At 71.0% G+C, this 23066-nt stretch carries 23 protein-coding genes; 6 read left to right on the top strand and 17 right to left on the bottom strand.

Annotated elements, in window-relative coordinates; all coding sequences use genetic code 11:
- From M3N57_04755 to prcB, 11 genes are all read right to left on the bottom strand, one after another.
- Positions 1-451 (bottom strand): hypothetical protein (locus M3N57_04755; protein ID MDP9022009.1); only part of this gene is annotated, 451 nt, incomplete at its 3' end.
- Positions 448-1257: a twin-arginine translocase subunit TatC gene (gene tatC, locus M3N57_04750; protein MDP9022008.1), complete on the bottom strand. Its 810-nt coding sequence runs from the start codon at positions 1255-1257 to the stop codon at positions 448-450. The genes M3N57_04755 and tatC, both read right to left, overlap by 4 nt.
- The gene (tatA, locus tag M3N57_04745; GenBank protein ID MDP9022007.1) at positions 1254-1436 is read right to left on the bottom strand and encodes a twin-arginine translocase TatA/TatE family subunit; all 183 of its coding nucleotides are present in this window, start codon (positions 1434-1436) and stop codon (positions 1254-1256) included. The genes tatC and tatA overlap by 4 nt, the downstream gene beginning before the upstream one ends.
- Positions 1437-1528: 92 nt before the next feature.
- Positions 1529-1798 (bottom strand): hypothetical protein, encoded by a 270-nt coding sequence (locus M3N57_04740; protein MDP9022006.1) that lies wholly within the window; start codon positions 1796-1798, stop codon positions 1529-1531.
- A gap of 27 nt (positions 1799-1825) precedes the next feature.
- Positions 1826-2191: a hypothetical protein gene (locus M3N57_04735; protein ID MDP9022005.1), complete on the bottom strand. Its 366-nt coding sequence runs from the start codon at positions 2189-2191 to the stop codon at positions 1826-1828.
- Complete coding sequence (locus tag M3N57_04730) at positions 2154-3188, bottom strand: WYL domain-containing protein (GenBank protein MDP9022004.1); 1035 nt, start codon at positions 3186-3188, stop codon at positions 2154-2156. The genes M3N57_04735 and M3N57_04730 overlap by 38 nt, the downstream gene beginning before the upstream one ends.
- Positions 3185-4117, bottom strand: coding sequence for a WYL domain-containing protein (locus tag M3N57_04725; protein MDP9022003.1), 933 nt, complete (start codon positions 4115-4117; stop codon positions 3185-3187). Before M3N57_04725 ends, M3N57_04730 begins: the two co-directional genes overlap by 4 nt.
- 28 nt (positions 4118-4145) lie before the next feature.
- Complete coding sequence (gene pafA / locus M3N57_04720) at positions 4146-5498, bottom strand: Pup--protein ligase (GenBank protein MDP9022002.1); 1353 nt, start codon at positions 5496-5498, stop codon at positions 4146-4148.
- A 62-nt stretch (positions 5499-5560) separates the two neighbouring features.
- Positions 5561-6868, bottom strand: a complete 1308-nt coding sequence (locus tag M3N57_04715) for a hypothetical protein (GenBank protein MDP9022001.1) — start codon at positions 6866-6868, stop codon at positions 5561-5563.
- A complete protein-coding gene (prcA, locus tag M3N57_04710; protein ID MDP9022000.1) occupies positions 6865-7539 on the bottom strand; it encodes a proteasome subunit alpha in 675 nt (224 codons plus the stop codon). Before prcA ends, M3N57_04715 begins: the two co-directional genes overlap by 4 nt.
- A 37-nt stretch (positions 7540-7576) precedes the next feature.
- Complete coding sequence (prcB, locus tag M3N57_04705; protein ID MDP9021999.1) at positions 7577-8449, bottom strand: proteasome subunit beta; 873 nt, start codon at positions 8447-8449, stop codon at positions 7577-7579.
- A gap of 104 nt (positions 8450-8553) precedes the next feature.
- Between prcB and M3N57_04700 the strand changes: the two genes are divergently transcribed.
- A complete protein-coding gene (locus tag M3N57_04700) occupies positions 8554-9840 on the top strand; it encodes a hypothetical protein (protein ID MDP9021998.1) in 1287 nt (428 codons plus the stop codon).
- 24 nt (positions 9841-9864) lie between these two features.
- Here the strand turns inward: M3N57_04700 and M3N57_04695 are convergent, their stop codons facing one another.
- The 6 genes from M3N57_04695 to M3N57_04670 all read right to left on the bottom strand — a co-directional run bounded on the left by M3N57_04695 (position 9865) and on the right by M3N57_04670 (position 16387).
- A complete protein-coding gene (locus M3N57_04695) occupies positions 9865-10059 on the bottom strand; it encodes a ubiquitin-like protein Pup (GenBank protein ID MDP9021997.1) in 195 nt (64 codons plus the stop codon).
- Positions 10060-10097: 38 nt separating this feature from the next.
- Positions 10098-11579 (bottom strand): proteasome accessory factor PafA2, encoded by a 1482-nt coding sequence (locus M3N57_04690; protein MDP9021996.1) that lies wholly within the window; start codon positions 11577-11579, stop codon positions 10098-10100.
- Positions 11580-11754: 175 nt separating this feature from the next.
- Positions 11755-13482, bottom strand: coding sequence for a proteasome ATPase (gene arc / locus M3N57_04685; GenBank protein ID MDP9021995.1), 1728 nt, complete (start codon positions 13480-13482; stop codon positions 11755-11757).
- Between the two features lie 172 nt (positions 13483-13654).
- The gene (locus tag M3N57_04680; GenBank protein ID MDP9021994.1) at positions 13655-14470 is read right to left on the bottom strand and encodes a tRNA (adenine-N1)-methyltransferase; all 816 of its coding nucleotides are present in this window, start codon (positions 14468-14470) and stop codon (positions 13655-13657) included.
- Positions 14467-15618, bottom strand: coding sequence for a MoaD/ThiS family protein (locus M3N57_04675; protein MDP9021993.1), 1152 nt, complete (start codon positions 15616-15618; stop codon positions 14467-14469). The genes M3N57_04680 and M3N57_04675 overlap by 4 nt, the downstream gene beginning before the upstream one ends.
- Before the next feature lie 49 nt (positions 15619-15667).
- Positions 15668-16387, bottom strand: coding sequence for a M50 family metallopeptidase (locus tag M3N57_04670; protein ID MDP9021992.1), 720 nt, complete (start codon positions 16385-16387; stop codon positions 15668-15670).
- A 275-nt stretch (positions 16388-16662) separates the two neighbouring features.
- Here M3N57_04670 and M3N57_04665 point away from each other — a divergent pair, with 275 nt between their 5' ends.
- From M3N57_04665 to M3N57_04645, 5 genes are all read left to right on the top strand, one after another.
- A complete protein-coding gene (locus tag M3N57_04665) occupies positions 16663-17799 on the top strand; it encodes a hypothetical protein (protein MDP9021991.1) in 1137 nt (378 codons plus the stop codon).
- A 202-nt stretch (positions 17800-18001) separates the two neighbouring features.
- On the top strand, positions 18002-19264 hold the full coding sequence (locus M3N57_04660; protein ID MDP9021990.1) for a M15 family metallopeptidase: 1263 nt from the start codon (positions 18002-18004) through the stop codon (positions 19262-19264).
- A gap of 85 nt (positions 19265-19349) precedes the next feature.
- Positions 19350-19997, top strand: coding sequence for a 2,3-bisphosphoglycerate-dependent phosphoglycerate mutase (locus M3N57_04655; protein MDP9021989.1), 648 nt, complete (start codon positions 19350-19352; stop codon positions 19995-19997).
- A 101-nt stretch (positions 19998-20098) separates the two neighbouring features.
- Positions 20099-22180: a cell wall-binding repeat-containing protein gene (locus tag M3N57_04650; GenBank protein ID MDP9021988.1), complete on the top strand. Its 2082-nt coding sequence runs from the start codon at positions 20099-20101 to the stop codon at positions 22178-22180.
- Between the two features lie 37 nt (positions 22181-22217).
- Positions 22218-23030, top strand: a complete 813-nt coding sequence (locus tag M3N57_04645; protein ID MDP9021987.1) for a heme-dependent peroxidase — start codon at positions 22218-22220, stop codon at positions 23028-23030.
- The last annotated feature ends 36 nt before the right edge of the window (positions 23031-23066 follow it).

Genomic DNA, 23066 nt, shown 5'->3' with positions numbered 1-23066 from the left:
CGACGAACAGCTGGCGGGCGCCGTCCGCGGCGGGTGACACCTCGGCGGCCTCCAGCGCCGCGATCGCCTGCCCGTAGGCACGCAACCACGTGTCCAGGTGCTCGGTGACGACCGACGGGTCGCCATCACGGAGCGTCGTGAGACCGCTCTGGACGGACCGTTCGCCGGTCGGCAACCCCGACTCCCAGATCATCGCTGACTGCTCGACCGCCAACGCCAGCGACCCGAGCTCGTCCGCGGCGGCGGCGAGCGGGTCGGGCGCGGTGACCCGACCGATCGCGATCCCTGCGGACAGACCGATCAGTGCGGCCACCACACCGACGAACGGCGCCCGGCGGTACCACGGACCGAGCAGCTCGCGGCGCTCGGCGCGGGCACGTTTGGCCGCCAGACGATCCTGGATGTGTGGCGGGACCTTCCCGGTCCCAGGGCCGCGGGTGCTGGTGGTCATGTGGTCGTCCTCTCCGCCACAGCCATGTCACGCCGTCGCCGGCTGCGTTCGATCAGTCGGGCGGCCAGGATAGAGCCCTCGTACAACGCTGCCATGGGCGCCACCATGAACAGCATCGTGACCGCGTCGGCTGTCGGTGTGACGAGCGCGGCGATGACGGCGTTCAACACCAGGGCGTACGGCCGGAAGCGACGCAGTTGTGCGCTGGACACGATCCCGACCGCGGCCAGGAAGACCACGACCAGCGGGACCTCGAACACGAGCCCGAAGGCCACCGCCGTGGTGAGGATGAACGACACGTACTCGGCGACAGACAGCAGCGTGGTGACCTGGTCCCCACCCAACCCGATGAGGAAACCCAGACCGCGTGGGATGACCAGGTAGGCGAAGGCGGCCCCGAGCACGAACATCAGCTGGCTCAACACCACGAACGGCAGGGTGTAGCGCCGTTCCCGTTCGGTGAGACCGGGAACCACGAACCGCCACACCTGGTGGAACAGCACCGGCGCGGTGAGGAACAGGCCCACGATCAGCGCGATCTTGACCCGGACCCCGAACGGTTCCAGGACCCGGAGGAAGACCAGCGAGCAGTCGCCTTGGACGTCGCGGTAGGCGCCGGGCAGGTTGCAGTAGGGCTGCTTGACGAACGCCAGGACGGGCTCGTAGACGAACCAGCCGACCACCGCCCCGGCAGCCAGGGCGATCACCACACGTAGCAGCCGCGTCCGCAGCTCGGCCAGGTGCTCGCCGAGCGTCATCTCGGCCGGGCGAACCTCGTTCGTGGCGGCGGAGTCAGTGGTGGTCACGCGGTCGGCGCGTCGCGCTCCGTGGCGTTGGAGTCCTCGACCTCAGGCTCCTCGGAGGCCTTGCGGAACTCCTTGATGCTCTTGCCAACGGAGCCGGCCAGGTCGGGGAGCCTCTTCGCCCCGAACAGGACCAAGATGATCACGAGGATGATGATGAGCTCTGGCGCACCGGGGTTCATGGTTGACCCTGACCTGGACGCGGGGATGCCGACGGTGTGGGCGACGGCGCCCGCGGAAAGTGTACGCCCTGGGGTCAGGCGAGACGTGTGGGTCAGCGCGAACCTGGCGTCGGCGGTCCGTACGGGGGGCGGCTGGTCGGGGCGACGTGTCCGTCGGCCGGCGGTGGCCAGGCGCGCGGCTGCGTGAGCGCCGAGTGTGCGGCCTGTGCCTCACGGCCGACCAGGATCATCCCCGGCTCGAGCGCTGCTCGCTGCTGCCTCAGCGTGGCCGCCAAGCCCTTGACGCGTCGGACCAGCAGCCACGTGACGGTGGCGAGGACGGCCAGCGCCACGACGACGGTCGCGGCGGCAGCAACCAGCACGGTGACCCATCGGCGGGAGCTTGGAGTCTAGGCCCTGCCGGGCGTGCAGGCGCCGAGGAGGCGCTCGAACCAGTCGTCGAGGCCCAGCAGCAGGTGCAGATCCAACACGTCGTCGTGGCCGAACGGCGCGCCACCGGGCGGGTCCTCGGGGTGCGCGAGCAGCACCGGTGTTGCCTCGATCACGTTGACCGTGACACCACCGGTGGTGAGCAGGCGCGTGACGCGCTCGTCGGCCGGCTTGTCGACCACGGACCGGCAGACCGGGCACGTGAAGGTGTAGTGGCTGTCGGGGCCGACCGGGGAGTCGGCGCCGCGCACGACCGTCAGACGGATGTCGGCTGGGGTGAGATCGATCTCACCGCATTGGTGGCACGTCGCCCGGATCGTGGTCATCGCGCTCCCCTCCCGTGTTGGCCTTGCCCAGAGGGTCGGCTTCCGGCGGGGCCGGCTTGAGGCCTCCTTCCGGTTGCGTGTAGCGCTCGAGCGCGGCGGAGGCGGCTTGGCGGACGGCGTCGCGGAGTTCGCGGGGCCGCAGCACGGTCACGCCCGGTCCTGCGCTCAGCACGATCCGCTGGATCCACCGCAGCGCGTCGGTGTGCAACACGATCCGCCGGCCGCCGTCTGCGAGTTCCTCGACGATGTCGGGGCGCACACTCTCGGCGACCCAGCGCACGTCAGGGGCGAGGACCAGTTCAACCGAGACGTCGCCAGGTCCCGGTTCGTACCGCGGCGGGGCGAGGTCGAGGTCGGCAGGGCGTGGCGTGGCCGGGGTGTCCAGCACGTCGAGGCCGGCGATGCGGTCGAGGCGGAAGCTGCGTCGCTCGCCGGAGCGGTGGTCGAGCCCGTGCACGTACCACGACCCGTCGGACACCTGCAGGGCCCAGGGGTCGACCTGACGGGGACTGGGGGCGGCCTCGCCTCGGCTGCGGTAGTGCAGCCGCACGCGCCGGTGGTCGGCGATCGCCGTCCGAAGCGGCGGGAGCCAGTGGGTGCCGTCCTCGGCGAGCTGGACCCGGACCCCCTCCGGGATCCCGGCCGCGGCGCGCACCTGGTCCAGCGCGGAGCGCAGCGCCGGCAGGTCCTCGCCGAGAGCGGCCACGACCGCCTCTCCAGCCAGCACCAGGCGGAGCGCTTCGCGGGCGGTGAGCCGCAGCGGTTCCTCGACCCACGCGACGCGGACCACCACCCGGTCGTCCACGACGTCGATGTCGAACAGGTCTCCCCCGCCGAGGCCAGGCAGGCCGCAGTACCCGATCGTGTCGAGGTCGGCGAGGATGGTCCGCCGGTCCACGCCGAAGGCCTGGGCGGCCTCGTCGACCGTGGCAGCGGGACGTTCCAGGAACCACGGCACCAAGGTCAGCATCCGCGCGGCGTCGTCAGCGGCGGTCACCGGTTGACCTCCAGGAGGTCCCGGAGCCGCGTCCGGGCGTCGGCGCGGAGCTCCGGCGGCGCGAGGACCTCGGCGTGTGCGCCGAACGTCAGGACCCAGGGCAGGAAGCGCTGCGGATCCACGTCGTCGAACCGGGCGACCACCCAGCCGTCGTCGCGGGTGCCTTGGGAGACGCCGCCGCGGGCGGCGATCTCCCACACGACCCCGGGGGCGAACGCCACCACCGCGGCGATCATCTCACCGACCGGTCCCGCCACGTGTGCCGCCAGGTCGAGGTCCGCGGGCGTGGTGTAGGCGTGGGGTTCGCTTGCGACCTCCGGCGCGGTCGTGAGGCGATCCATGCGGAACGCGCGGACGGCGTCGCGGTCGTGGTCGCGTCCGACCAGGTACCAGGCGCCCCGCCGTTGCACGACCCCGTAGGGATCCACCATCCGGGTGGACGCCGCCCCGCTGGCGGTGCGGTACCCGAAGCCGACGCTGCGCCGCTCCACGACGGCGTCGGCGACGCCGTCGAGCGCGTCGCCGCCGACGTCGATCCGTGCCGGCGGGGTGGGGACCGCCGCCGGGTCGGGTGCCCGTGTGGCGACCTTCGCCAGACCGGGGCGGGCAGCCTCCTCCCCGGTGACCTGCACGGCGATCGACAGCGCCGCGACCTCCTCGGCGGACAGCTCGACCGGCTGCAGCGCGTAGGCGTCCGGATCGATCAGGTAGCCCACGTCCGGCCCGAGGGGATCCACCGGACGGGTCTCGATCGGCACGCCGAGCTGTCGCAGGTCGTTCTTGTCACGTTCGAACATCCGCCGGGCGGACTCCGGGTCGTCGTGGTGGTAACCAGCCACGTCGCGGCGGATCTCGGCGAGGGTGAGCGGACGGCGCGTCTCGAGGAGCGCCACCGTGAGGTTGATGAGCCGCTCGACCTTCGCCGTCATCGCGCCCGCAGGCTAACGGAGGAGTCGCCTACATCGACGCGATCAGCTTCTCGACGCGCTCGTCCTGCCAGCGGAACGGGTCCTTGCACAGGACGGTGCGCTGGGCCTGGTCGTTGAGCTTGAGGTGGACCCAGTCCACCGTGTAGTCCCGGCGGCGGGCTTTGGCCTGACGGATGAACCGGCCGCGGAGCGCCGCCCGCGTGTGGGGCGGCGGCTCGAACTTGGCCTCGTCGATCTCGGCGTCGAACAGCCGCTGCAGCTCCCCCCGGCGCTGCAGGACGTGGAACAGACCCCGGTCGCGGGCGACGTTGTGGTAGGCGAGGTCGACCATGGCGACCCTGGGGTGGGACAGCGGTAGGCCGTGACGGGTGCGGAAACGCTCGATCAGGCGGTACTTGGCGACCCAATCCAGCTCCCTGTGCAGGCGGAACGGATCCTCGGCGATCGTCTCGACGACGTCGCGCCACTGGTCGAGGGCTTCCTTGGCGTCGGGATCCATGTCGGTCGTCGCCGCGAAGCGCTCGACCCGCTCGAGGTACGCCTGCTGGATCTCGAGCGCACTCAGCTCGCGGCCCGTCGCCAGCCGGAGCCGCCGCCGTCCGGTCAGGTCGTGGCTGACCTCCCGGATCGAGCGGATCGGGTTCTCCAGCGTGAGGTCACGCATGATCGACTGCTCTTCGAGCATGCGCAGCACCAGGTCGGTGGTGGCGACCTTGAGCCAGGCGGCGTACTCGCTCATGTTCGAGTCGCCCACGATCACGTGCAGCCGGCGGTAGCGCTCCGCGTCGGCGTGGGGCTCGTCACGGGTGTTGATGATCGGCCGTGACCGGGTGGTCGCCGACGACACCCCCTCCCAGATGTGCTCCGCACGCTGCGACAGGCTGAAGACCGCGCCCCGCGGGGTGTGCAACACCTTCCCCGCACCGGTGAAGATCTGGCGGGTCACCAGGAAGGGGATCAGCGCGTCCGCCAGGCGTTGGAACTCGCCGACCCGCGTGACCAGGTAGTTCTCGTGACAACCGTACGAGTTCCCCGCCGAATCGGTGTTGTTCTTGAACAACGAGATCTCGCCGGCGATGCCCTCCTCGTGCAGCCGCTGCTCCGCGGCGTGCACGAGGTCCTCCAGGATCCGCTCCCCGGCTTTGTCGTGGATGACCACCTGACGCGGCGAGTCGCACTCGGGCGTGGCGTACTCGGGGTGGCTGCCCACGTCCAGGTACAGACGTGCGCCGTTCTCCAGGAACACGTTGCTGGAGCGGCCCCAGGAGACCACGCGGCGGAACAGGTAGCGGGCGACCTCGTCGGGACTCAGACGGCGCTGGCCACGGAACGTGCACGTGACGCCGTACTCGTTCTCGATGCCGAAGATCCTGCGCCGCATCCGGTTCCCCGCGAGCTCGTCCGACGCCATGGTACGGGCAGCGCGGTCGCGGCGGCGTGGCTTCAGGCGGCGAGCGCAGCGGCCGTGGCGAGGTCAGGACCGATCCCCAGCCGCACCTCCGGCCCCTCGCAGCTCAACACCGCATCCTGGGAGGCGCCCTCGAACTCCGTCCGGCCCTGGCTGCCGCGGCCGGGTCCGAACGCGGCCGCGTACCACTCGCCAACGGCTGCGCACAGTCCCGTCTCACCCTCCAATGCCATCGCGACGGCGCTGCGGCCGCCGTCGGTGAACAACACGACCTCGCCGCCCCGCCACCGCGTCGCTGCGCCGCGCGGGTCGGCCAGCGCCTGCGTCGGATCGTCCCCGGGTGCCTCGAACAGGAACAGCAGATCCGCAGCGCCCACGGCCAGCGACGTGTCGCGGGTCCACGGTGCGGGCAGGTCCGTGACGTCGCGGGGATCGGCGGCGCCGCCGTCGCCACCGACGTAGCGCTCGGGGACGAGAATCTGCAACGTGGTGGTTGGCGGGCGACGGTAGGCGCCGTTCACGGCCGCGAACCCGTCGATGTCCCACAGGTGCACCACGAACGCGAGCCCCTCCTCGTACGGGAACGACAGCGACCGTTGGACGACGTGGGGAAGGTCGGTGAGGTCGCCGAGCTCAGCGGCGAGCCTCGCCTGTTCGGCCAGCAGCTCGACCTGCTGCTCGGGCGTCAGCGCACGTTCGGCGTACCGGATCATGGTGAGGGTGGCGTCGCCCTCCACCAGCGCGCTGGCCGCGAAGGCGGCGTCCTCCTCGCCGGGGGCCGGATCACGCTCGGCGAACGGCAGCCCCAGGACCTGGTCGACCAGGGCGTGCTCGAGCTCGTGGGCCAGAGTCACCTCGTCGAGGGGACCCAGCCGCTCGCCGTCGCCGGCTCTGACGACCAGCTCGCGGGTGCGCTTGTCGTAGAAGCCCGCCACCTGCTCCCCGAGCGCGGTCGCGAGCATCTCACGCAGGTCGGTCCCCGGCGGGATCGCTCTCAAAGCGACCAGGATCCGCCGGTCGGCCTCGGCTTCCTCGTCCGTGTACTCCTCGACCAGCGCCCGTGCGCGCGCCGCGAGCTCCTCGGGTGGGAGGTAGGTCGGTCGTGGGATCTGTTCGAACTCCAGCCCGCGCACCTCCGACACGATCCGTGCCACCCGCTGCAACTGCCCGCCGAGGGCCTCGGAGGCGACGGCGGGGGCGGGTGTGGACGGGGCCGCGGCGGGGCGGTCGGGGGTCGACACCCCAGAGCGCTCCACCGCCACGGCTGATGCGGTCACCCCGATCACGACGGCGGCTACGGCGATCAAGCTGGCGTGCCGCGACCAGCGGTCGGTGCCGGTCACGCCCCCTCGCTGCGGACCCTGGCGATGTCCTGGTCGTCGAGCCGGAAGAACTTCCGCCGCTCACGCTCGCGCGACAGCCCCGAGATCTCCAGGTCGCCGGGGGCGATCTCGCGGTCGGGTCCGAGGACCGACACGGCCAGCCGGACGGCGTCGTCGAGGGACGCACCTTCCTGGTACCGGGACTCCAGGGCGCGGGTCAGCTCCTCGGACTCCCCGCCGATCGCCACGTAGCGGTGCTCGTCGACGATCGATCCGTCGTAGAGGATGTGGTAGAGTTCCGCCCCGTCCTCGCCGCTGACCTCGGCGATCAGCATCTCCACCTCGAAGGGCTTGCCCTCCCCCATGAAGATCGCACCGAGCGCCTGGCTGTAGGCGTTGGCCAGCGACTTGACGGTGACGTCCTCGCGGCCGTACTGGTATCCCTTGGCGTCGGCGAGGCGGATGCCCGAGACGCGGAGCGCCTCGAACTCGTTGTACTTCCCGACCGCCGCGAACGCGATCCGATCGTAGATCTCCGACGTCTTGTACAGCGACCGCGACGGGTTCTCGCTGACGAACACGACGCCGTCGTCGTACTCCATGGCCACCAGTGCTCGCCCCCGGGCGATGCCCTTGCGGGCGTATTCGGCCCGGTCCTTCATCATCTGCTCGGGCGAGACGTAGAAGGGCATCGCCACGGTGGTGTCTCCCGTCAGGCTTCCGGCACGGTCACCGCTGCGGCGGTACGTCCGCGATCGTGCGTTCCTCGCGCGACGCGACCACGTCCTCGACGTGCGCGCCGACCGACTCCTCGCTCATCTCCCGGTACCCGTCACCGTCGATCACGGCGACGATCGGGTAGATGCGCCGGATCAGGTCGGGACCGCCGGTGGCGCTGTCCTCCTCCGCCGCGTCGAACAGTGCGCTGACCGCCAAGCGGACAGCGCCCTCCTGCGGCGCGTCGGGATCGTGATCGCGCTTGAGGGCCCCACGGGCGTCGCGGCCGCCTGATCCCGTGGCGGCGTAGTCGGCCGACAGGTACCGGCCACCGACCGGGTCGTACTCGAAGATCCGACCGTGGGTGTCGGCCGCCTCGACCCCGGCGAACAGCGGGACCACCACGAGGCCCTGCATCGCGAACGGGAGGTGGGCGCGGACCATGTGCGCCAGCCGGTTGGCCTTGCCTTCCAGCGACAGCGTGTCGCCCTCGACCTTCTCGTAGTGCTCGAGCTCGGTGGCGAACACCTTGGCGAGCTCCATGGCGAAGCCCGCCGCCCCGCTGATCGCGATGGCGCTGAACCGGTCGGCGGGGAAGACCTTGCGCACGTCCTTCTTGGAGATCAGGTGCCCGGCGGTCGCGCGACGGTCGCCAGCCACCACGACGCCGTCGCGGTAGGTCAACGCGAGGACGGTTGTGCCCTCGGCAGTGAGCTCGCCGAGTACGTCGGGCGCGTCACCGCCGCCCGAACCACGGAGCATGCCGGGCACCGCGTCGGGCGACCGCCGCCGCATCACCTCGAAGAACGACGACCCGTCGGGGTCGAACGGCGTTGGCAGCCGGAGCTCGCCCCACAGGCCGGTGCGTGGCGGGTCGGGCGTCAACGGCGCACCACCGTGGCCCGATGCGTCGGGACGCTCCTTGGCATCGCCACTCCTACGTCGTTGGGCCGCTGCAACGCCATGGATAGTAGGACACCGGGCGAGGTGTGCTGCTCTACGATCCGGCCGAGCCGGCCCGCGACGGGCCGCCAGCGATGGACGGACACTCGGCGATGCAACCGCCTCGTGCAGCCGTCGGCCCGCGCCGACGGGGGTCGATCGTCGCCGGGATCGCCGGGGTCGCAGCAGCCGCGACGCTCCTGGTGGCTGCGGGGCCTCCGCGAGCGGAAGCGGTCGCCCGACCGGGTGAGGTGCCGTCATGGTGCGATGCGACCGCTGACGGGTACCGCTGCGTGGCCGGGCCGATCTCGGTGCCGCCCGGCGAACGCGTCGAGCTGCTCAGCGGCGTGGCTGCCCCACCCGAGGCCGGGTACGTCACCTCGGCTCGGGCGACGTTGGTCGACGCCGACGGTCAGCAGGTGCACCACCACGCGGTGCACCTGCACCACGCGGTCTGGCTCAACCCCCACCAGGATGACCTCACCTGCGACACCTACGAGGACACCGCGCCCAACTTCGAACGCTTCTTCGCCACGGGGAGCGAGCGCACCGAGGTCGTCGTCCCCGACGGGTACGGCTACCACTGGGTCAGCCCAGCGCCGCAGGCACGCACCGACGTGCCCGACTGGGTGCTCGTCGCGATGCTCGACGGCATGGCGGGTCACGCCGAGGCGTTCATCCAGCTCGACCTCGGCTACGTCGCCGAGGTCGACGCAGACGGCATCGTCCCGGTCCGGCCGGTCTGGCTCGACGTGCGCAACTGCAGCGCGCACCCGGTGTTCACCGTCGAGGCGGGCAGTGGCGAGGGCGGCTTGCACGAGGAGGTTTGGACCTACGAGATGCCGATCGGCGGCCGGTTCGTGTTCGCCGGCGGTCACCTGCACGACGGCGGCCTGCAGCTGCGGCTGGACAACGCCACAGCCGGGACGCAGCTGTTCACATCAGAAGCGATCCACAGCGTCCCCGGCCAACCGTGGCCGCTGACGGCGATGACGACGTTCGCGGATCCCGACGGCGTCCCGGTGGCGTCGGGTGATGTCCTCCGCCTGACAGCGGTCTACGACAGCAGCCGCACCTGGCAGGACGTGATGGGGATCATGGTGGCGATGCTGGCCCCGCCGCGCCCGGAGGGGGTCGATCCTCATCCTGGCCAGCTACCGGCGGCGCCGGACCAGCCAACCCGTGACGACGACGCCGCGCAGCCACCAACCACCGCGTCGGAGCCCACCGCATCGGCGGGGCGGCCGGTGGTTGCCGTCAGCGCTGGCGCGGGGGGCGCAGTCGGCTTGGCGGTGTTCGTGCTGACCCTGCGCCGACGCGACCGGCGCCGGTGAGCCACCGCGCGCCCGGCGGGTGCGCTACTGACCGCCCTTCTGGACGTAGTTCTTGACGAACTCCTCGGCGTTCTCCTCGAGGACCTCGTCGATCTCATCGAGGAGCTCGTCGACGTCCTCGATCACGTCCTCGGACGTCGTCTCAGCCGCTTGCGTGGACTGCTCCTCTTCGGCTTCCCGGGTCCGGGCCCGCTTCTGGGTACGTCCCCCGTCGCTCACGCTGTCCCTCCTGCTGGTTGTGGGGAGGGTACCCACGCTCAGCCGGTCAGGGACGCCAGCAGGTCCTCGGCCGTCTCGGCTGCGTCCAGGACGTCACCGACGTGGGCGGCGGTGCCCTTCCCCGGGTCCATCATCGGCACCCGTTGCAGCGCGTCACGGCCGACGTCGAAGATCAACGCGTCCCATCCGGCAGCCACGATGTGGTCACGGAACTTGTCCAGGCAGCGGCCGCGGAAGTACGCGCGGGTGTCGGCCGGCGGGTGCCACATCGCCCGCTCGATCTCGCTCTCGGCCACCAGCCGTTCGACCTTGCCGCGCTCCGCGAGGCGGTGGTAGAGCCCCTTGTCGCGTCGGACATCGTGGTACTGCAGGTCCACCATCTTCATGCGGTCGTCGCGCCAATCCAGGCCGTGCCGCTGGCGGTACTGGTCGAGCAGCTGCAGCTTCGTCGCCCAGTCGACCTGACCGGCCAGGCGCCGTGGGTCCTCTTCGGCCGTGGTCAGGACCGACTCCCAGCGTTGCAGCACCTCGGCATGGACCGGGTCGAGGTCGAGGTCCTTGCAGTACCGCTTGGCTGCCTCGAGGTACCGCCACTGCAGGTCCAGAGCGGTGACCTGCCGCCCGTCCTTGAGCATGACGGTCCCACGGCCGGTCAGGTCGTGGCTGATCGCGTGGAAGGCAGCCACCGGCTTCGCCAGCTCCGGTGGATCGGGCGCCGCGCCATCCTCGATCATCGACAGGATGATCGCGGTGGTCCCCACCTTCAGGAACGTCGCGACCTCACACAGGTTGGCGTCGCCGTTGATGACGTGCAGGCGTCGGTAGCGCTCCGGGTCGGCGTGGGGCTCGTCGCGGGTGTTGATGATCGGGCGCTTGAGCGTCGTCTCCAACCCGACCTCGACCTCGAAGAAGTCGGCCCGCTGGGACAGCTGGTAGTCGACGTCCGGGTCGTCGAACTCGTTCCCGATGCGTCCCGCCCCCACGTACAGCAGGCGCGATACGAAGACGGGGATGAGCTGTTTGACCAGCGTGGGGAACGGGACGGCGCGGTCGACCAGGTAGTTCTCGTGGGTCCCGTAGGCAGCGCCCTTGCCGTCGGTGTTGTTCTTGTGGATCAGGACCCGGCCGCCGGCGAGCGCGTTCACTGCGCGCTGCGCGGCGACCTCGAGGATGCGCTCCCCGGCCTTGTCCCAGATCACGAGGTCGCGGGGGTTGCTGCACTCGGGGCTGGAGTACTCCGGATGGGCGTGGTCGACGTAGAAGCGCGCCCCGTTGGTCAGTACGGTGTTCGCCAGCCCCAGGTCCTCATCGCCGGGTGGTTCGTGCGACGACTGTTCCTCGTAGCCGCGTGCGTCGCGGAGCGGGTGCTCCTCCGAGTGGTCCCACTTGACCTGGTGGCGGGCGATCGGCTGGTAGGACGACACGACCAGCGACGAGGCGAGCACCGGGTTGACGTCAGGCTGACCCTGTACGGTGATCCCGAACTCGGTCTCCGTGCCGATGTACTTAGGAAGGACCACCGAACCCCCTTCGGTCGTGCGTGGCCGTCGTTGGTAAGGGTAGGCGGCGACGCTGTCTGAGGCCTCCTGGACCGAGGCGCTCAGGGCTGACCGGGCGGGGAGACCGGAGTGAAGGCGGGGGGCCCTTAACCGGGGTGGGCGGACGCTCGCAGGAAGAGCAGAAGCGGGCGGGCTCTTACAGGTACTGGCCCGCGTTGACGTTCTCGATCGCCTTCCCGCTGTCCTCCGCACCGCTCACCAGCGTGCGCACGTAGACGATCCGTTCGCCCTTCTTGCCCGAGATGCGCGCCCAGTCGTCCGGGTTGGTGGTGTTGGGCAGGTCCTCGTTCTCGCGCCACTCGTCGCGGATCGCCCGGACCAGGTCGTCGGTGCGCAGTCCACGTTCCGTGGAGGCGATCAGGCGCTTGATCGCGTACTTCTTGGCGCGGTCGACCACGTTCTGCACCATCGCTCCGGAGTTGAAGTCCTTGAAGTACAGGATCTCCTTCTCCCCGTTGGCGTAGGTCACCTCCAAGAAGCGGTTGTCCTCGTCCTCGGCGTACATCTTCTCCACGGTGCGGTTGATCATCGACTTGATCACCGCAGCGCGATCGCCTCCGTGCCCATCGACCTCGGCGGGGTCAAGCGGGAGCCCCGAGTGGAGGTAGATGCGGAAGATCTCGCGGGCGGCGTCCTTGTCGGGGCGCTCGATCTTGATCTTCACGTCGAGGCGGCCGGGGCGCAGGATCGCCGGGTCGATCATGTCCTCACGGTTGGACGCGCCGATCACGACGACGTCCTTCAGCGACTCCACCCCGTCGATCTCCGCCAGCAGCTGCGGGACGATGGTGTTCTCCACGTCCGAGGAGACGCCCGACCCGCGGGTGCGGAACAGCGAGTCCATCTCGTCGAAGAACACGATCACCGGGTAGCCCTCAGCGGACTTCTCGCGAGCGCGCTGGAAGATCAGTCGGATCTGACGCTCGGTCTCGCCGACGTACTTGTTGAGCAGCTCGGGGCCCTTGACGTTGAGGAAGTAACTCCGCGCGTCGGACTTCCCCGTCTTCTCCGCCACCCGCTTGGCCAGAGCGTTGGCGACCGCTTTGGCGATCAGCGTCTTGCCGCATCCCGGCGGGCCGTACAGCAGGATGCCCTTGGGGGGCTTGAGCTCGTGTTCGGCGAACAGATCCGCGTGCAGGTACGGCAGCTCGACGGCGTCGCGGATCTGTTCGACCTGCTCGGCCAGGCCCCCGATCTGGTCGTAGGTGATGTCGGGGACCTCCTCGAGCACGAGCTGCTCGACGTCGGCCTTGGGCACGATCTCCAAGGCGTAGTTGGCGCGGGAGTCTACCAGCACCGAATCGCCAGCCTTGAGCGGCTGATCGAGGAGCGGATCGGCCAGGCGGACCACCAGCTCCTCGTCGCCACGGCCCATGACCAGCGCACGTCCCTTGCCCAGAAGCTCGGTGACGATCATCACCTCGCCTGCGTCCTCGTACCGACTGGCCCCGACGATGTTCAGCGCCTCGTTGAGCAGCACCTCCTGACCGGGGCTGAGCTCGTCAACGTCAACGTCGGGTCCGACGTTGACCCGCAGCTTGCGCCCCTGCGAGGAGACGTCAGCGGTCTCGTCGTCGTGGGGCCGGAGGAACGAGGCGTAGCTCTGCGGGGGGCTTGAGAGGCGTTCGACCTCCTCGCGGAGGGTGGCGAGCTGCTCGCGTGCCGCGCGGAGGGTCTCGGCCAGTTTGGCGTTCTGGTTGAGGGCGCCCTGCAGCTGTCCCTTGGTCTCCAGGACACGCTCCTCCAGGAGCCGGATGCGGTTGGGGCTCGCCTCGAGGCGGCGCCGCAGCAGCTCGACCTCTTCGCGGAGGTACTTCAGCTCAGCCTGCAGCTCGTCGTGATCGTCGATGCTGCCGGCGAACACCTCTGGCTGGTGCTCGGCGCGGCGGCGGACGTCATCAGGATGGCGGTCGGAGTGACGCTCGGTCACGGGGCCTCCCTTGGGGCCGGACAGCGCTCGTCGGGGTCAAGTATAGGTGGAGACGGCCGGGCTGCCGATGAGTCGAACGGGCTGCCGATGAGTCGAACGGCTGCCATCAGGCACCCTCGGGCGTCCCGATCCGCCGTGCCGTGGTCAGGAACGCGGTGTGCGCCACCATGCGGTGGTCAGGGCGCACCGCCAACCCCGACACCGTCCAGGTCCGGTGCAGCGTCTCCGACGACCGCACCAGCCCGAAGTCTCCGTCTGCCTGCAGCGCCTCAACCAGTCGCATCACCTGGGTGATGGTGGGGGTGTAGGCGATCAGGATCCCGCCTGGACGGATGGCCTGGGCCGCACCCGCCGCGAGCTCCCACGGTTCGAGCACGTCGAGGACCAGTCGGTGGCAGGACAGTCCGGGCAGGGCGTTGGCGAGATCACCCGCACGCAGGTCCCAATTCGACGGCGGACCGCCGAGGAAGCTCTCGACGTTGCGACGGGCGTCCGCCAGATGATCGGCGCGCCGCTCGTAGGAGATCAGGCGCCCCTCGGGGCCCACGGCCTGCAGCAGCGCCAGGCTCAACGCACCCGACCCGGCGCCGGCCTCCACGACCGTGCACCCCGGGCGGACGTCGCCGAGCGCCACGATCATGGCCTGGTCCTTGCGGTAGACCACCTGCGCGCCGCGCGGCATCTTCAGGGTGAAGTCCTCCAGCGTCGGGCGGAAGGCCACCACCGCCATGTTCTTGGAGGTCCGTGCGGCGGTGCCCTCCCGACGTCCGATCAGGTCATCGTGACGCAGCACGCCAGCGTGACTGTGCCACTCCCCGCCGACCTCCAGCAGCACCAGGTAACGGCGATCCTTGCGGTCGCGGAGGATCACCCGCTCCCCGGCCTCGAGTGGGGCGTCGGCGCCGGGCAGCCGCGCGCTCACGCGTGTGGGGCGGGCAACCGCGCCACGATCCGGTCGCGCTGGCGGCAGAAGGCGCAGACCGGGGCGTGGTCATCGTCACGCGACGAGGTCGGCATGCCACAAGCGGCGCAGCTGGCCAGCGCGACGTCCGCCTGGTCGGGGCACTCCTCGGCGCCCCGATCGTCGGCGTGCTTCTCCAGGAAGCCGAACAGGAACTGCGCCTTGGTGCCCGGGGCGTGGCGTTCCACCACGTTGAGGGCCTCCTTGAGCTCCATGCCGGTGTTCCCGGCGACCAGGGGGCACTCCTCGACGACGTACTCGATGCCGCGGACGACGCAGTAGGCGGCCATCTCCCGCTCCGATAGGCGGTACAGGGGCTTGCAGCGGCGCGGCTGGTTGGGGCCGGTCGCGGGCAAGACGGGGCGCTGCCGCGCCAGGAAGCCACGCTGCCAGCGCAGGACGTTCCCCAGCAGGGTCGCCGCCTCGTCGTCGAGGTTGTGTCCGGTGACGACGACGTCGTACCCGCCCCGCACGGCTTCGCGGTTGAACACGTAGCGCTTCGACAGCCCGCACACCCCACACGTCGCCCGGTCCGCGACCTGGGAGGCGTGCGGGATGGCGTAGCCGTACGCGTCGGCCAGATCGACCTCGAGGAGGGTGACGTCGCGCTCCGCGGCGAAATCGCGACAGATGCGACCGGAGCGGGTGCTGTACCCGCCGATCCCCAGCCCGACGTAGAGTCCGTCCGCGCGGTAACCCATGGTCACCAGGGCGTCCCACAACGCCAGGCTGTCCTTCCCACCGGAGACCGTCACGAGGATCCGGTCGCGGTAGCTGAACATCGTGTTGCGGTCGATGGCTTTGCGGATCTGGTTGTGGACGTGGTCCACGAGGTGAGCACCGCACCACGCCGAGCGGTGGCGTGGCTCCTCGATCACCGCCGGGACGCGGCAGACGACACAGCGCGGGTCGCCGGCCCCGCCCGACATCACCGGACGGATCTCGATCTCGTCCTCGTCGGCGATCGCCATCCGGTCGGTGACGAGCTCGCCGTCACGGATGACCAGGACGGTGTGGGGGTCGATGTCGAGCTCGGCGAGGACCTGCCGCACGGTGCGCGGGCCCTCCAGCTCGACCTCTCGGTCAGGGTTGCGCAGACGGATGCGCATGATGCTTCTCCCTGGATGGCGGCCATCGGGGACGGTGAACCCGAGCGGGCTACGCCTCGGCCGGGACCGTATCGCTGTCCGGTTCGGCATGCAGACGTGCGGCCTGTCGTGCCGCGTGCAGCAGGAACCCTCCGACCGCCGCCAGGTACAGACCGTCGGCCATGCTGACGGCGACCGCCAGCGACACGCCCGCAGCGATCGTCAACACACCGAGACCCAGCCCGCAGCGTCGCGCCGTACGCCGGCCCCGCTCGGGATCGCCGGTGCGGGCCCACACCGCCGATCGCACGAGCACGCCACCGTCCAGGGGGTGGCCCGGTAGCAGGTTGAACAACCCGAGCGCGGCGTTGAACACGCCCAGGTACGTCAGGATGGTGACGGTCAGCGGGTCGGCCACCGACAGAACGTCGGGCGCGGCGATCAGCAGCCCACCGACGAGGAGGTTGGCCAGGGGCCCTGCGAGCGCCACCGCGAACGCGTGATCCGCTCGGGGCGGATCGTCGCGCAGGTGTGCGATCCCGCCGAACACGAACAGGGTGATGCCGACGACCTCGATCCCCAGCCGGCGTGCGACCAGAGCATGGGCGAGCTCGTGCATCACGACGCTGCCGAGGACGGCGCCGGTCACGGCGAACGTGGCCGCGGCGGCCGGAGCGGGGTCCAGCCATCCGCGGAAGACCACCGCGAACGCCACGAGCAGGACCGACGCGATGGCCAACCACGACCGGTCGGCGGCGACCTCGATGCCGAGGACATCGCCGAGGCGCATCGCCGGTGGTCCGGGGCCGTCACCTTGGGAGGCGCGTCGGTGGGAGGCGCGGCGAACTCGCCGCGCCGAGCGGAACCTCCCGCGTCGCGCACGCATGTGCCGCATGGTACGGCTCCGCCCCTCGCTCCGAGCGGATCTCGCGAAACTGCCGACGACACGGCAGGGCCTGTCGGCGCGTGACCGCGACGGCGTCCGATCGTTGGTCCGATGCGCGAGCCGGCGTCGTGGGGCGCTGTGCAGCTCAGCCGGACGCGCGGCCGGTGAGGAGGCCAGCTGTGCTCGACGCGGTCGCCAGCGACGAGTTCCCTGAGCTGCGACCGTTCATGGACGCCCGCGGGTACGAGCCGGGTCAGGCGTTGCACGGCGTCCCGCCGGGCGTGGAACTCACCGCCATCCGCGAGGCCGCCGTCGACGTCCGCGACGCGATCATCTCCACCGGACGCCCGGACGCCGTCACCACCTGCGATCTGATCACCTTCGCCTACCCCACACGGTTCGCTCTGTGGCGGGCCGCGATCAGCCCCGCCCCGTTCGTGTGGATGACGAACCGGATGCTGGTCGTGCAGTGGACCGATCCCCGACAGCGCCGCCGAACGCTGCTGTGGGAGCCCACCGATCACGAACGTGGCGAGCACACGCCGTACGTCGCCGCCCTGAAACAGCGCTCGGTCGTCCCTGACCGGCTCCTGACCCGGGTACACGGCACCGTGCTCGGTCACCTGCGGGTGCTCGGGATCGACCCGGCTGATGTCGACTACGTCGCCTTCGACCACCTCCACGGTCAGGACGTGCGTCGGCTGCTCGGCACGACGCTGCCGTCCCCGGACCTGGGTGCGCCCGACGAGCCGCTCGCGGGGTGGCTGCCCAACGCCCGCATGATCACCCAGGTGCGAGAGTGGGACACGATCCGCCACCTCCACCCGCTGCAGGTGCCCTGGTACCAGCCGTGGGCCTACGAGGACCTCCCCCCGGAGTCGCTGCTGTTCGTCGACGGCGACGTCCACCTCGGGCCCGGCGTCGCGCTGCTGTACACGCCCGGTCACACGGCTGGGAGCCAGACCCTGACCTTGCATACCGACCGGGGCGTGTGGGTCTCCAGCGCGAACGGTGTCGCCGCGGAGTCGTGGACCCCGCGCGCCTCGCGCATCCCCGGGGTCCGCCGCTGGTGCAGCGACTGGGGGCAGGAGGTCGTTCTCAACGCCAGCACGCTGGAGTTCGCCGCCTGGCAGTACGACTCCATGGTCGCCGAGGCTCTCGTGGCTGATCCCACCTCCGACGGCGACTTCCGCCTGACCTTCCCCTCGAGTGAGCTGACCGCACACCGGCTGTCGCCGCTGACCACGCCGACGCTCACGCACGGCGCGATCCGCCACGGCACCGTGCGCCCAAGCCCCGTCCACGCCGCACCATGACCCGCGACCCGCCGGGCCGACGCTCAGCGCGCAGCGTGCAGAGCGGTGCGTCACGGAGACGGCACGGAAACGCAGACGGCGACCGCGGCGCTGACGTAGGCTGTCGGAGCGCTTACCCGCCAGGTTGCCTCAGGGGCGGAGCGAGCCGGATCGGAGGGCGTCGACCGTGTGGACGCGCCTGAGACGCGCGGGGCTGCGGCTGGTGCCCAGCCCCCGGTGGCGGACTGCGGCGGCCCTCGTGTTCGTGCTGCCGCTGCTGGTGTCCCCCCTCGGGACCGACACCGGGGAGCGGGTCGCCGCCCAGACCACCGCGGTTGCGCCCCCGCACGCCGAGTTGGCAGCCGCCAGCCCGGGTCCGGTCGGAGGCTCCGACCCCGCCGCGCAGCAGCCGGGGACGGCAGCCGCGGCCCCCGAGCCGCACTCGCCCCAGCCACCGGTTGCGGACACCGTCGAACCGGTCCAGCCCCAGCTGCTGGTCCGCCCGGCCGAACCCGTCCAGCCCGACGGGCTGGTCACCGCACAGAACGTCCCCGGCATCCGCCACCTGGCCGGTGCGGTCGAGCTCGACGGCGCCATCCAGGCGCTGGGGAGTGCGCACGAGATGAAGATCCTGGTGGTCGACCCGGTGGCTTTCCGACCGCTCACCCCATCGTCCACGGCCCAGACCAAAGGGGTCTGGGAGCGCCTCACCGAGGGTGAGCTGGTCGTCCGGCACGACATCGCTCACCACCTGCAGCTCCCACTCGGCGGCGACGCCACGGTGTACGGACCGTCCGGCGAGACGCTCGTGCTGCGCGTCGGCGCGTTCGCGTCCAACGGGGCGCCTCCGCTGGCCGACGCGCTGGTGTCGTGGCAGGTCGGCGCGCAGCTGGGCGCGGCCGCCGCCAACCTCCTCGTCATCGCCGTGTCCGATGACACGGCCGCGCCGGCGGTGGGCCGGCAGCTGGTGGAGGCGATCGGAGGTGGCGACGTCTCCTCGGTGCGGCCCCCGGCTGAGCAGACAGCCCGGCTGGTGGGTGTCGGAGCCAAGCATTTCGAGTCGTTCAGCTACATGGACCACGGCGACGGGATGATCACGATCGACTCGGCGTGGGTCCGCAAGTGGATCGTCACCGCCCGCCTGCCGATCTTCGGTGGCGTGGCTCGGTGCCACCGCGTGATGATGCCCCAGCTGATCAACGCGCTGCGCGAGGTCGAGGCTCGGGGCCTGGCTCACCTGATCGACCGCGGCCAGTACGGCGGGTGCTGGGTTCCCCGCCACATCCTCTTCGACCCCAAGAAACCCCTGTCGATGCACGCCTGGGGACTGGCCGTCGACTTCAACGTCGCGACCAACCAGTACGGCGCGAGACCGACCATGGACGGGCGGATCGTCGAGATCTTCCAGCGCTGGGGGTTCGGGTGGGGCGGGCACTGGTCGACGCCCGACGGGATGCACTTCGAACTGCGGGCGGTCATCCAGTGACCGGCCTGCCGAGCCGGCCAGATGGCCGCAGGACGGCCAGACGCCTGCGGTAGCCTCGCCAGCTGGTCACGCCCGGGGAGCCCAGATGCCGATGCTCGCGCTGGTGCGCCACGGCCAGTCGCTGTGGAACCTCGAGAACCGGTTCACCGGCTGGGTGGACGTGCCGCTGACCCCGCTCGGTGAGGAGGAAGCCAGGCGGGGCGGGCTCGTGATACAACAGCGGGGGCTGGCTTTCGGCGTCGCCTACACCTCGGCCCTCAAGCGCGCCACCGAAACGCTCCGCATCCTCATGGAGGTGGCCGGTTACGACGATCTGCCGGTCATCGGTGACCCGGCGCTGAACGAGCGCCACTACGGCGATCTCCAGGGGCTGAACAAGGACGATACGCGGGACCGGTACGGCCCTGAACAGGTGCACCTGTGGCGGCGCTCCTACGACGTGCCTCCGCCCAACGGTGAGGCGCTGAAGGACACCGCCGCACGGACCCTGCCGTTCTACGAACGGTCGATCCTCGGCGATATCCGCCAAGGCAAGGACGTGCTGGTCGTGGCGCACGGCAACTCCAACCGTTCGATCGTGATGGAGCTCGACCAGCTGAGCGAGGACCAAGTCCCCGGTCTGGAACTGCCGACCGGGGTGCCACTGGTCTACGAGCTGAAGGAGGACGGCACGGTCCTCGACAAGAAGGTGTTGGACCTCGACGAGGACCCGGCGGACCCCGAACCGCAGTAGCATGCTGCGACCTCGACCGGGGGTCGACCATCCACCAGAGCCGCCTCAGACGTTGGATCGCGCTCGCCACGGCCGCCGCCGCGCTAGCGGCGCTCCCGCCGGTGGCGTCGACTCCCGCCGAGGCTGGCAGCGCACCGGTCCTCGTTCAGCGGCTCGACGTGGTCCCCGGCCTGGTGCGGGAGGTCTACCGTCACCACACCGGGCAAGGACCCAGCAACGTGCAGCTGCTGCGCCTGGCGCCGGGTCACCCGCGGGTGCGCGTCGTCCCCGAGCTGGGACAGGGGGTGATCCCCGGGCGCGAGACGGTGTTGAACACCACCCGTCGCCTCGGTGAGGACGCGGTCGGCGCCGTGAACGCCAGCTTCTCGAACCCGGCCTGCCCCGTGACGGACCCGCCCGGCGAGCCCTGTGGCCTGCTGGTCCGAGACGGGATCGTGCTGTCGGAGAACGTCCTCAACGGGGCCTCGTGGCCGGGGGCGTTCGCGCTGTTCGATCCCGCCGAGACCTGGCGGCGACCGTACGACGTCGGTCGGCCCAGCTTCGAGGGCTACCTGCGCTTCTACGACGGCACCCGGGTCGACATCACCGCGGTGAACCGCCAGCCCACCGCCAACGAGGTCGTCGCGTTCAACCGCGCCTACGGCCCGTCGACCACGACGCCTGCAGGCACGATCGAGTTCGTCTTCCCCGACCTGCAGCTGCGCGCCCTCACCCAGGCCGAGGTCGTGATGCCCGCGCCGTCCGCGTCCGGCGGGGCGCCGATCCCAGCCGGTGGGACGGTCGTGGCTGCGACCGGGACCCACGCCGCGACGCTACAGGCACATGCCGGTGAACGCGTCGAGGCGAAGGTCTACACGGCGGGAACCGAGTGGGCCGGTGCCCAGCAGGCGGTCGCGGCCGGTCCGCTGATCGTCAAGGACGGGTCGATCACCCCGAGCACCAGCTGGTACGCGGAGGGTTTCTCCCACGAGCACCACAACGAGGCTCTGCACCCCCGCACGGTCGTGGCGTTCACCGGGGGCAACGAGATGCTCCTGCTGACGGTCGACGGCCGCCAACCCGACAGCGTCGGGTTGACCACCCAGCAGACCGCGGAGCTGGTCCGGGCGCTGGGTGCGGTCGACGCCGTGATGATGGACGGCGGCGGCTCGACCACGATGGTCGCCGACCACCAGACGGTGAACGTGCCGTGCTCCTCGCCGTCGACCTGCGGTCAGCTGCGTCCGGTCGCGTCGTCGCTGGTCGTGTGGTCACCGACCCCCAACGTCGATCGCCTGGCCGGTCCCGACCGGTTCTCCACGGCCGCTGCGATCGCCGACGCTGGCTGGCCCGGCGGGGCCGGGACGGTCGTGCTCGCCAACGCCGCCAGCTTCGCCGACGCGCTCGCCGGCGGTCCTCTGGCCACCGCGCACGGCGCGCCGCTGCTGCTGGTCGACACCGACCAGGTCCACCCGTCGACCGCCGGCGCGATCAGCCGCCTGCGACCCCAGCGGGCCCTGGTGCTGGGCGGACCGGCGGTCGTGTCCGATCGCGTCATCGCTGAGCTGCGTCGCAGCGTCCCCGAGGTGCGCCGCGTGTTCGGCGCCGACCGGACCGCAACAGCTGCGAGCGTCGCGCGCGAGCTCGGCGCCCCGTCGGGGCGGGCGTTCCTCGCGTCGGCCGCGACGTTCCCGGACGCGTTGAGCGCAACGGTCCCCGCCGCCCGCAGCGCCGCACCGCTCCTGCTGACCTGGCCCGATCAGCTGGCCTCGGCCGCCGCCGAGGCGCTGGCCGTGCTCGGCGTCCGTGAGGTGGTCCTGGCCGGGGGCGGCAGAGCGGTGTCCGACGCGGTCGTCACCCAGCTGCAGGCCCGGGGGATGACCGTGACCCGTGTCGCCGGCGCGAACCGCTACGAGACCTCCGCACGACTGGTGGAGTGGGCGGTCGCCGCCACGGGACTACCCACGACCGCCGCGGTGCTCGCCTCGGGCGCGGCGTTCCCCGACGCCCTGTCGGGCGGGCCGTTCGCGGCCAGCCGGGGCGCTGGCCTGCTGCTCACCGACCCGGCGGCGGCGTCCGCGTCACCCGGGACGTGGCAGTGGTTGACCGCCCACGACATCGACCACGGGTGGGTCTTGGGCGGCCGTGCCGCCGTGTCCTCACGGGTGCTACACGAGCTGCAGGCCGCGGTCGACGCGCGCTGACCGTCGGTAGGCTGGCGCCGCCGTTCGGAGGTGCTCGATGGACCAGCCACAGCCGATCCGCCCCGCCGAGGGCTGGGGGGTCCTGCACCTGTTCCTCCGCGTCGACCGGGCAGTCGCGGCGACCCTCCCCGAGACAGCGGTCAAGGATCTCGCCGGGGTCCTCGAGCGCTTCGACGACGACCCCGAGACGCAGGTCCACCTTTTCTCGGTGCTCGGCCACAAGGCCGACGCCATGGTCTTCGCCCTGTCGCCTGACCTGTCGCTCCTGCGCCGCCTGCAGACGGCGATCACCGCATGTGATTTCGGCCCGGCGCTGGAGCTGCCGTGGTCCTACGTCAGCCTCACCGAGACGTCGGAGTACACCCCAACCGCCGCGTCGTACAGGGACGACCTCGCGGCCAAAGGCGTCGCCGGCGACGACCTCGACCGGCGCGTCGCCGCATTCGCTGAACGCCAGGCCGAGTACAACCGGCACAAGCTGTACCCGCAGATGCCGCGCTGGGAGGTGGCCTGCTTCTACCCGATGTCGCACCGGCGGGTCGGCACCGACAACTGGTACTTGCTGCCGTTCGAGGAACGGATGCGTCTGATGCACGAGCACGGCCGGTCCGGGCGGGCGTACGCCGGTCGGGTGCTGCAGCTGGTGACCGGCTCCACCGGCCTGGACGACTGGGAATGGGGCGTGACCCTGTTCGCCCACGACGTCGCCGACCTCAAGCACATCGTGTACCGCATGCGCTACGACGAGGCGTCCGCCCGCTACGCCGACTTCGGCCCGTTCGTCGTCGGACTGCGTCGTTCCGCGCAGCAGCTGGTCCGCGAGCTGGGCCTCACGGTCCCCGACCTGTGACGGGGACGCTGCTGCTGGCTGCCGGCCCGGCACGCA

Source organism: Actinomycetota bacterium, assembly GCA_030776725.1.
Lineage (GTDB): Bacteria > Actinomycetota > Nitriliruptoria > Nitriliruptorales > JAHWKO01 > JAHWKW01.
This window is presented reverse-complemented; position numbering and strand designations above follow the sequence as displayed.

Excerpts from the sequence above, each read along its gene's own strand:
- tatA (MDP9022007.1), bottom strand. The coding sequence starts at position 1,436 with ATGAACCCCGGTGCGCCAGAGCTCATCATCATCCTCGTGATCATCTTG.
- M3N57_04735 (MDP9022005.1), bottom strand. The coding sequence starts at position 2,191 with ATGACCACGATCCGGGCGACGTGCCACCAATGCGGTGAGATCGATCTC.
- M3N57_04725 (MDP9022003.1), bottom strand. The coding sequence starts at position 4,117 with ATGACGGCGAAGGTCGAGCGGCTCATCAACCTCACGGTGGCGCTCCTC.
- pafA (MDP9022002.1), bottom strand. The coding sequence starts at position 5,498 with ATGCGGCGCAGGATCTTCGGCATCGAGAACGAGTACGGCGTCACGTGC.
- prcA (MDP9022000.1), bottom strand. The coding sequence starts at position 7,539 with ATGCCCTTCTACGTCTCGCCCGAGCAGATGATGAAGGACCGGGCCGAA.
- M3N57_04675 (MDP9021993.1), bottom strand. The coding sequence starts at position 15,618 with ATGCGCATCCGTCTGCGCAACCCTGACCGAGAGGTCGAGCTGGAGGGC.
- M3N57_04670 (MDP9021992.1), bottom strand. The coding sequence starts at position 16,387 with ATGCGCCTCGGCGATGTCCTCGGCATCGAGGTCGCCGCCGACCGGTCG.
- M3N57_04655 (MDP9021989.1), top strand. The coding sequence starts at position 19,350 with ATGCCGATGCTCGCGCTGGTGCGCCACGGCCAGTCGCTGTGGAACCTC.
- M3N57_04645 (MDP9021987.1), top strand. The coding sequence starts at position 22,218 with ATGGACCAGCCACAGCCGATCCGCCCCGCCGAGGGCTGGGGGGTCCTG.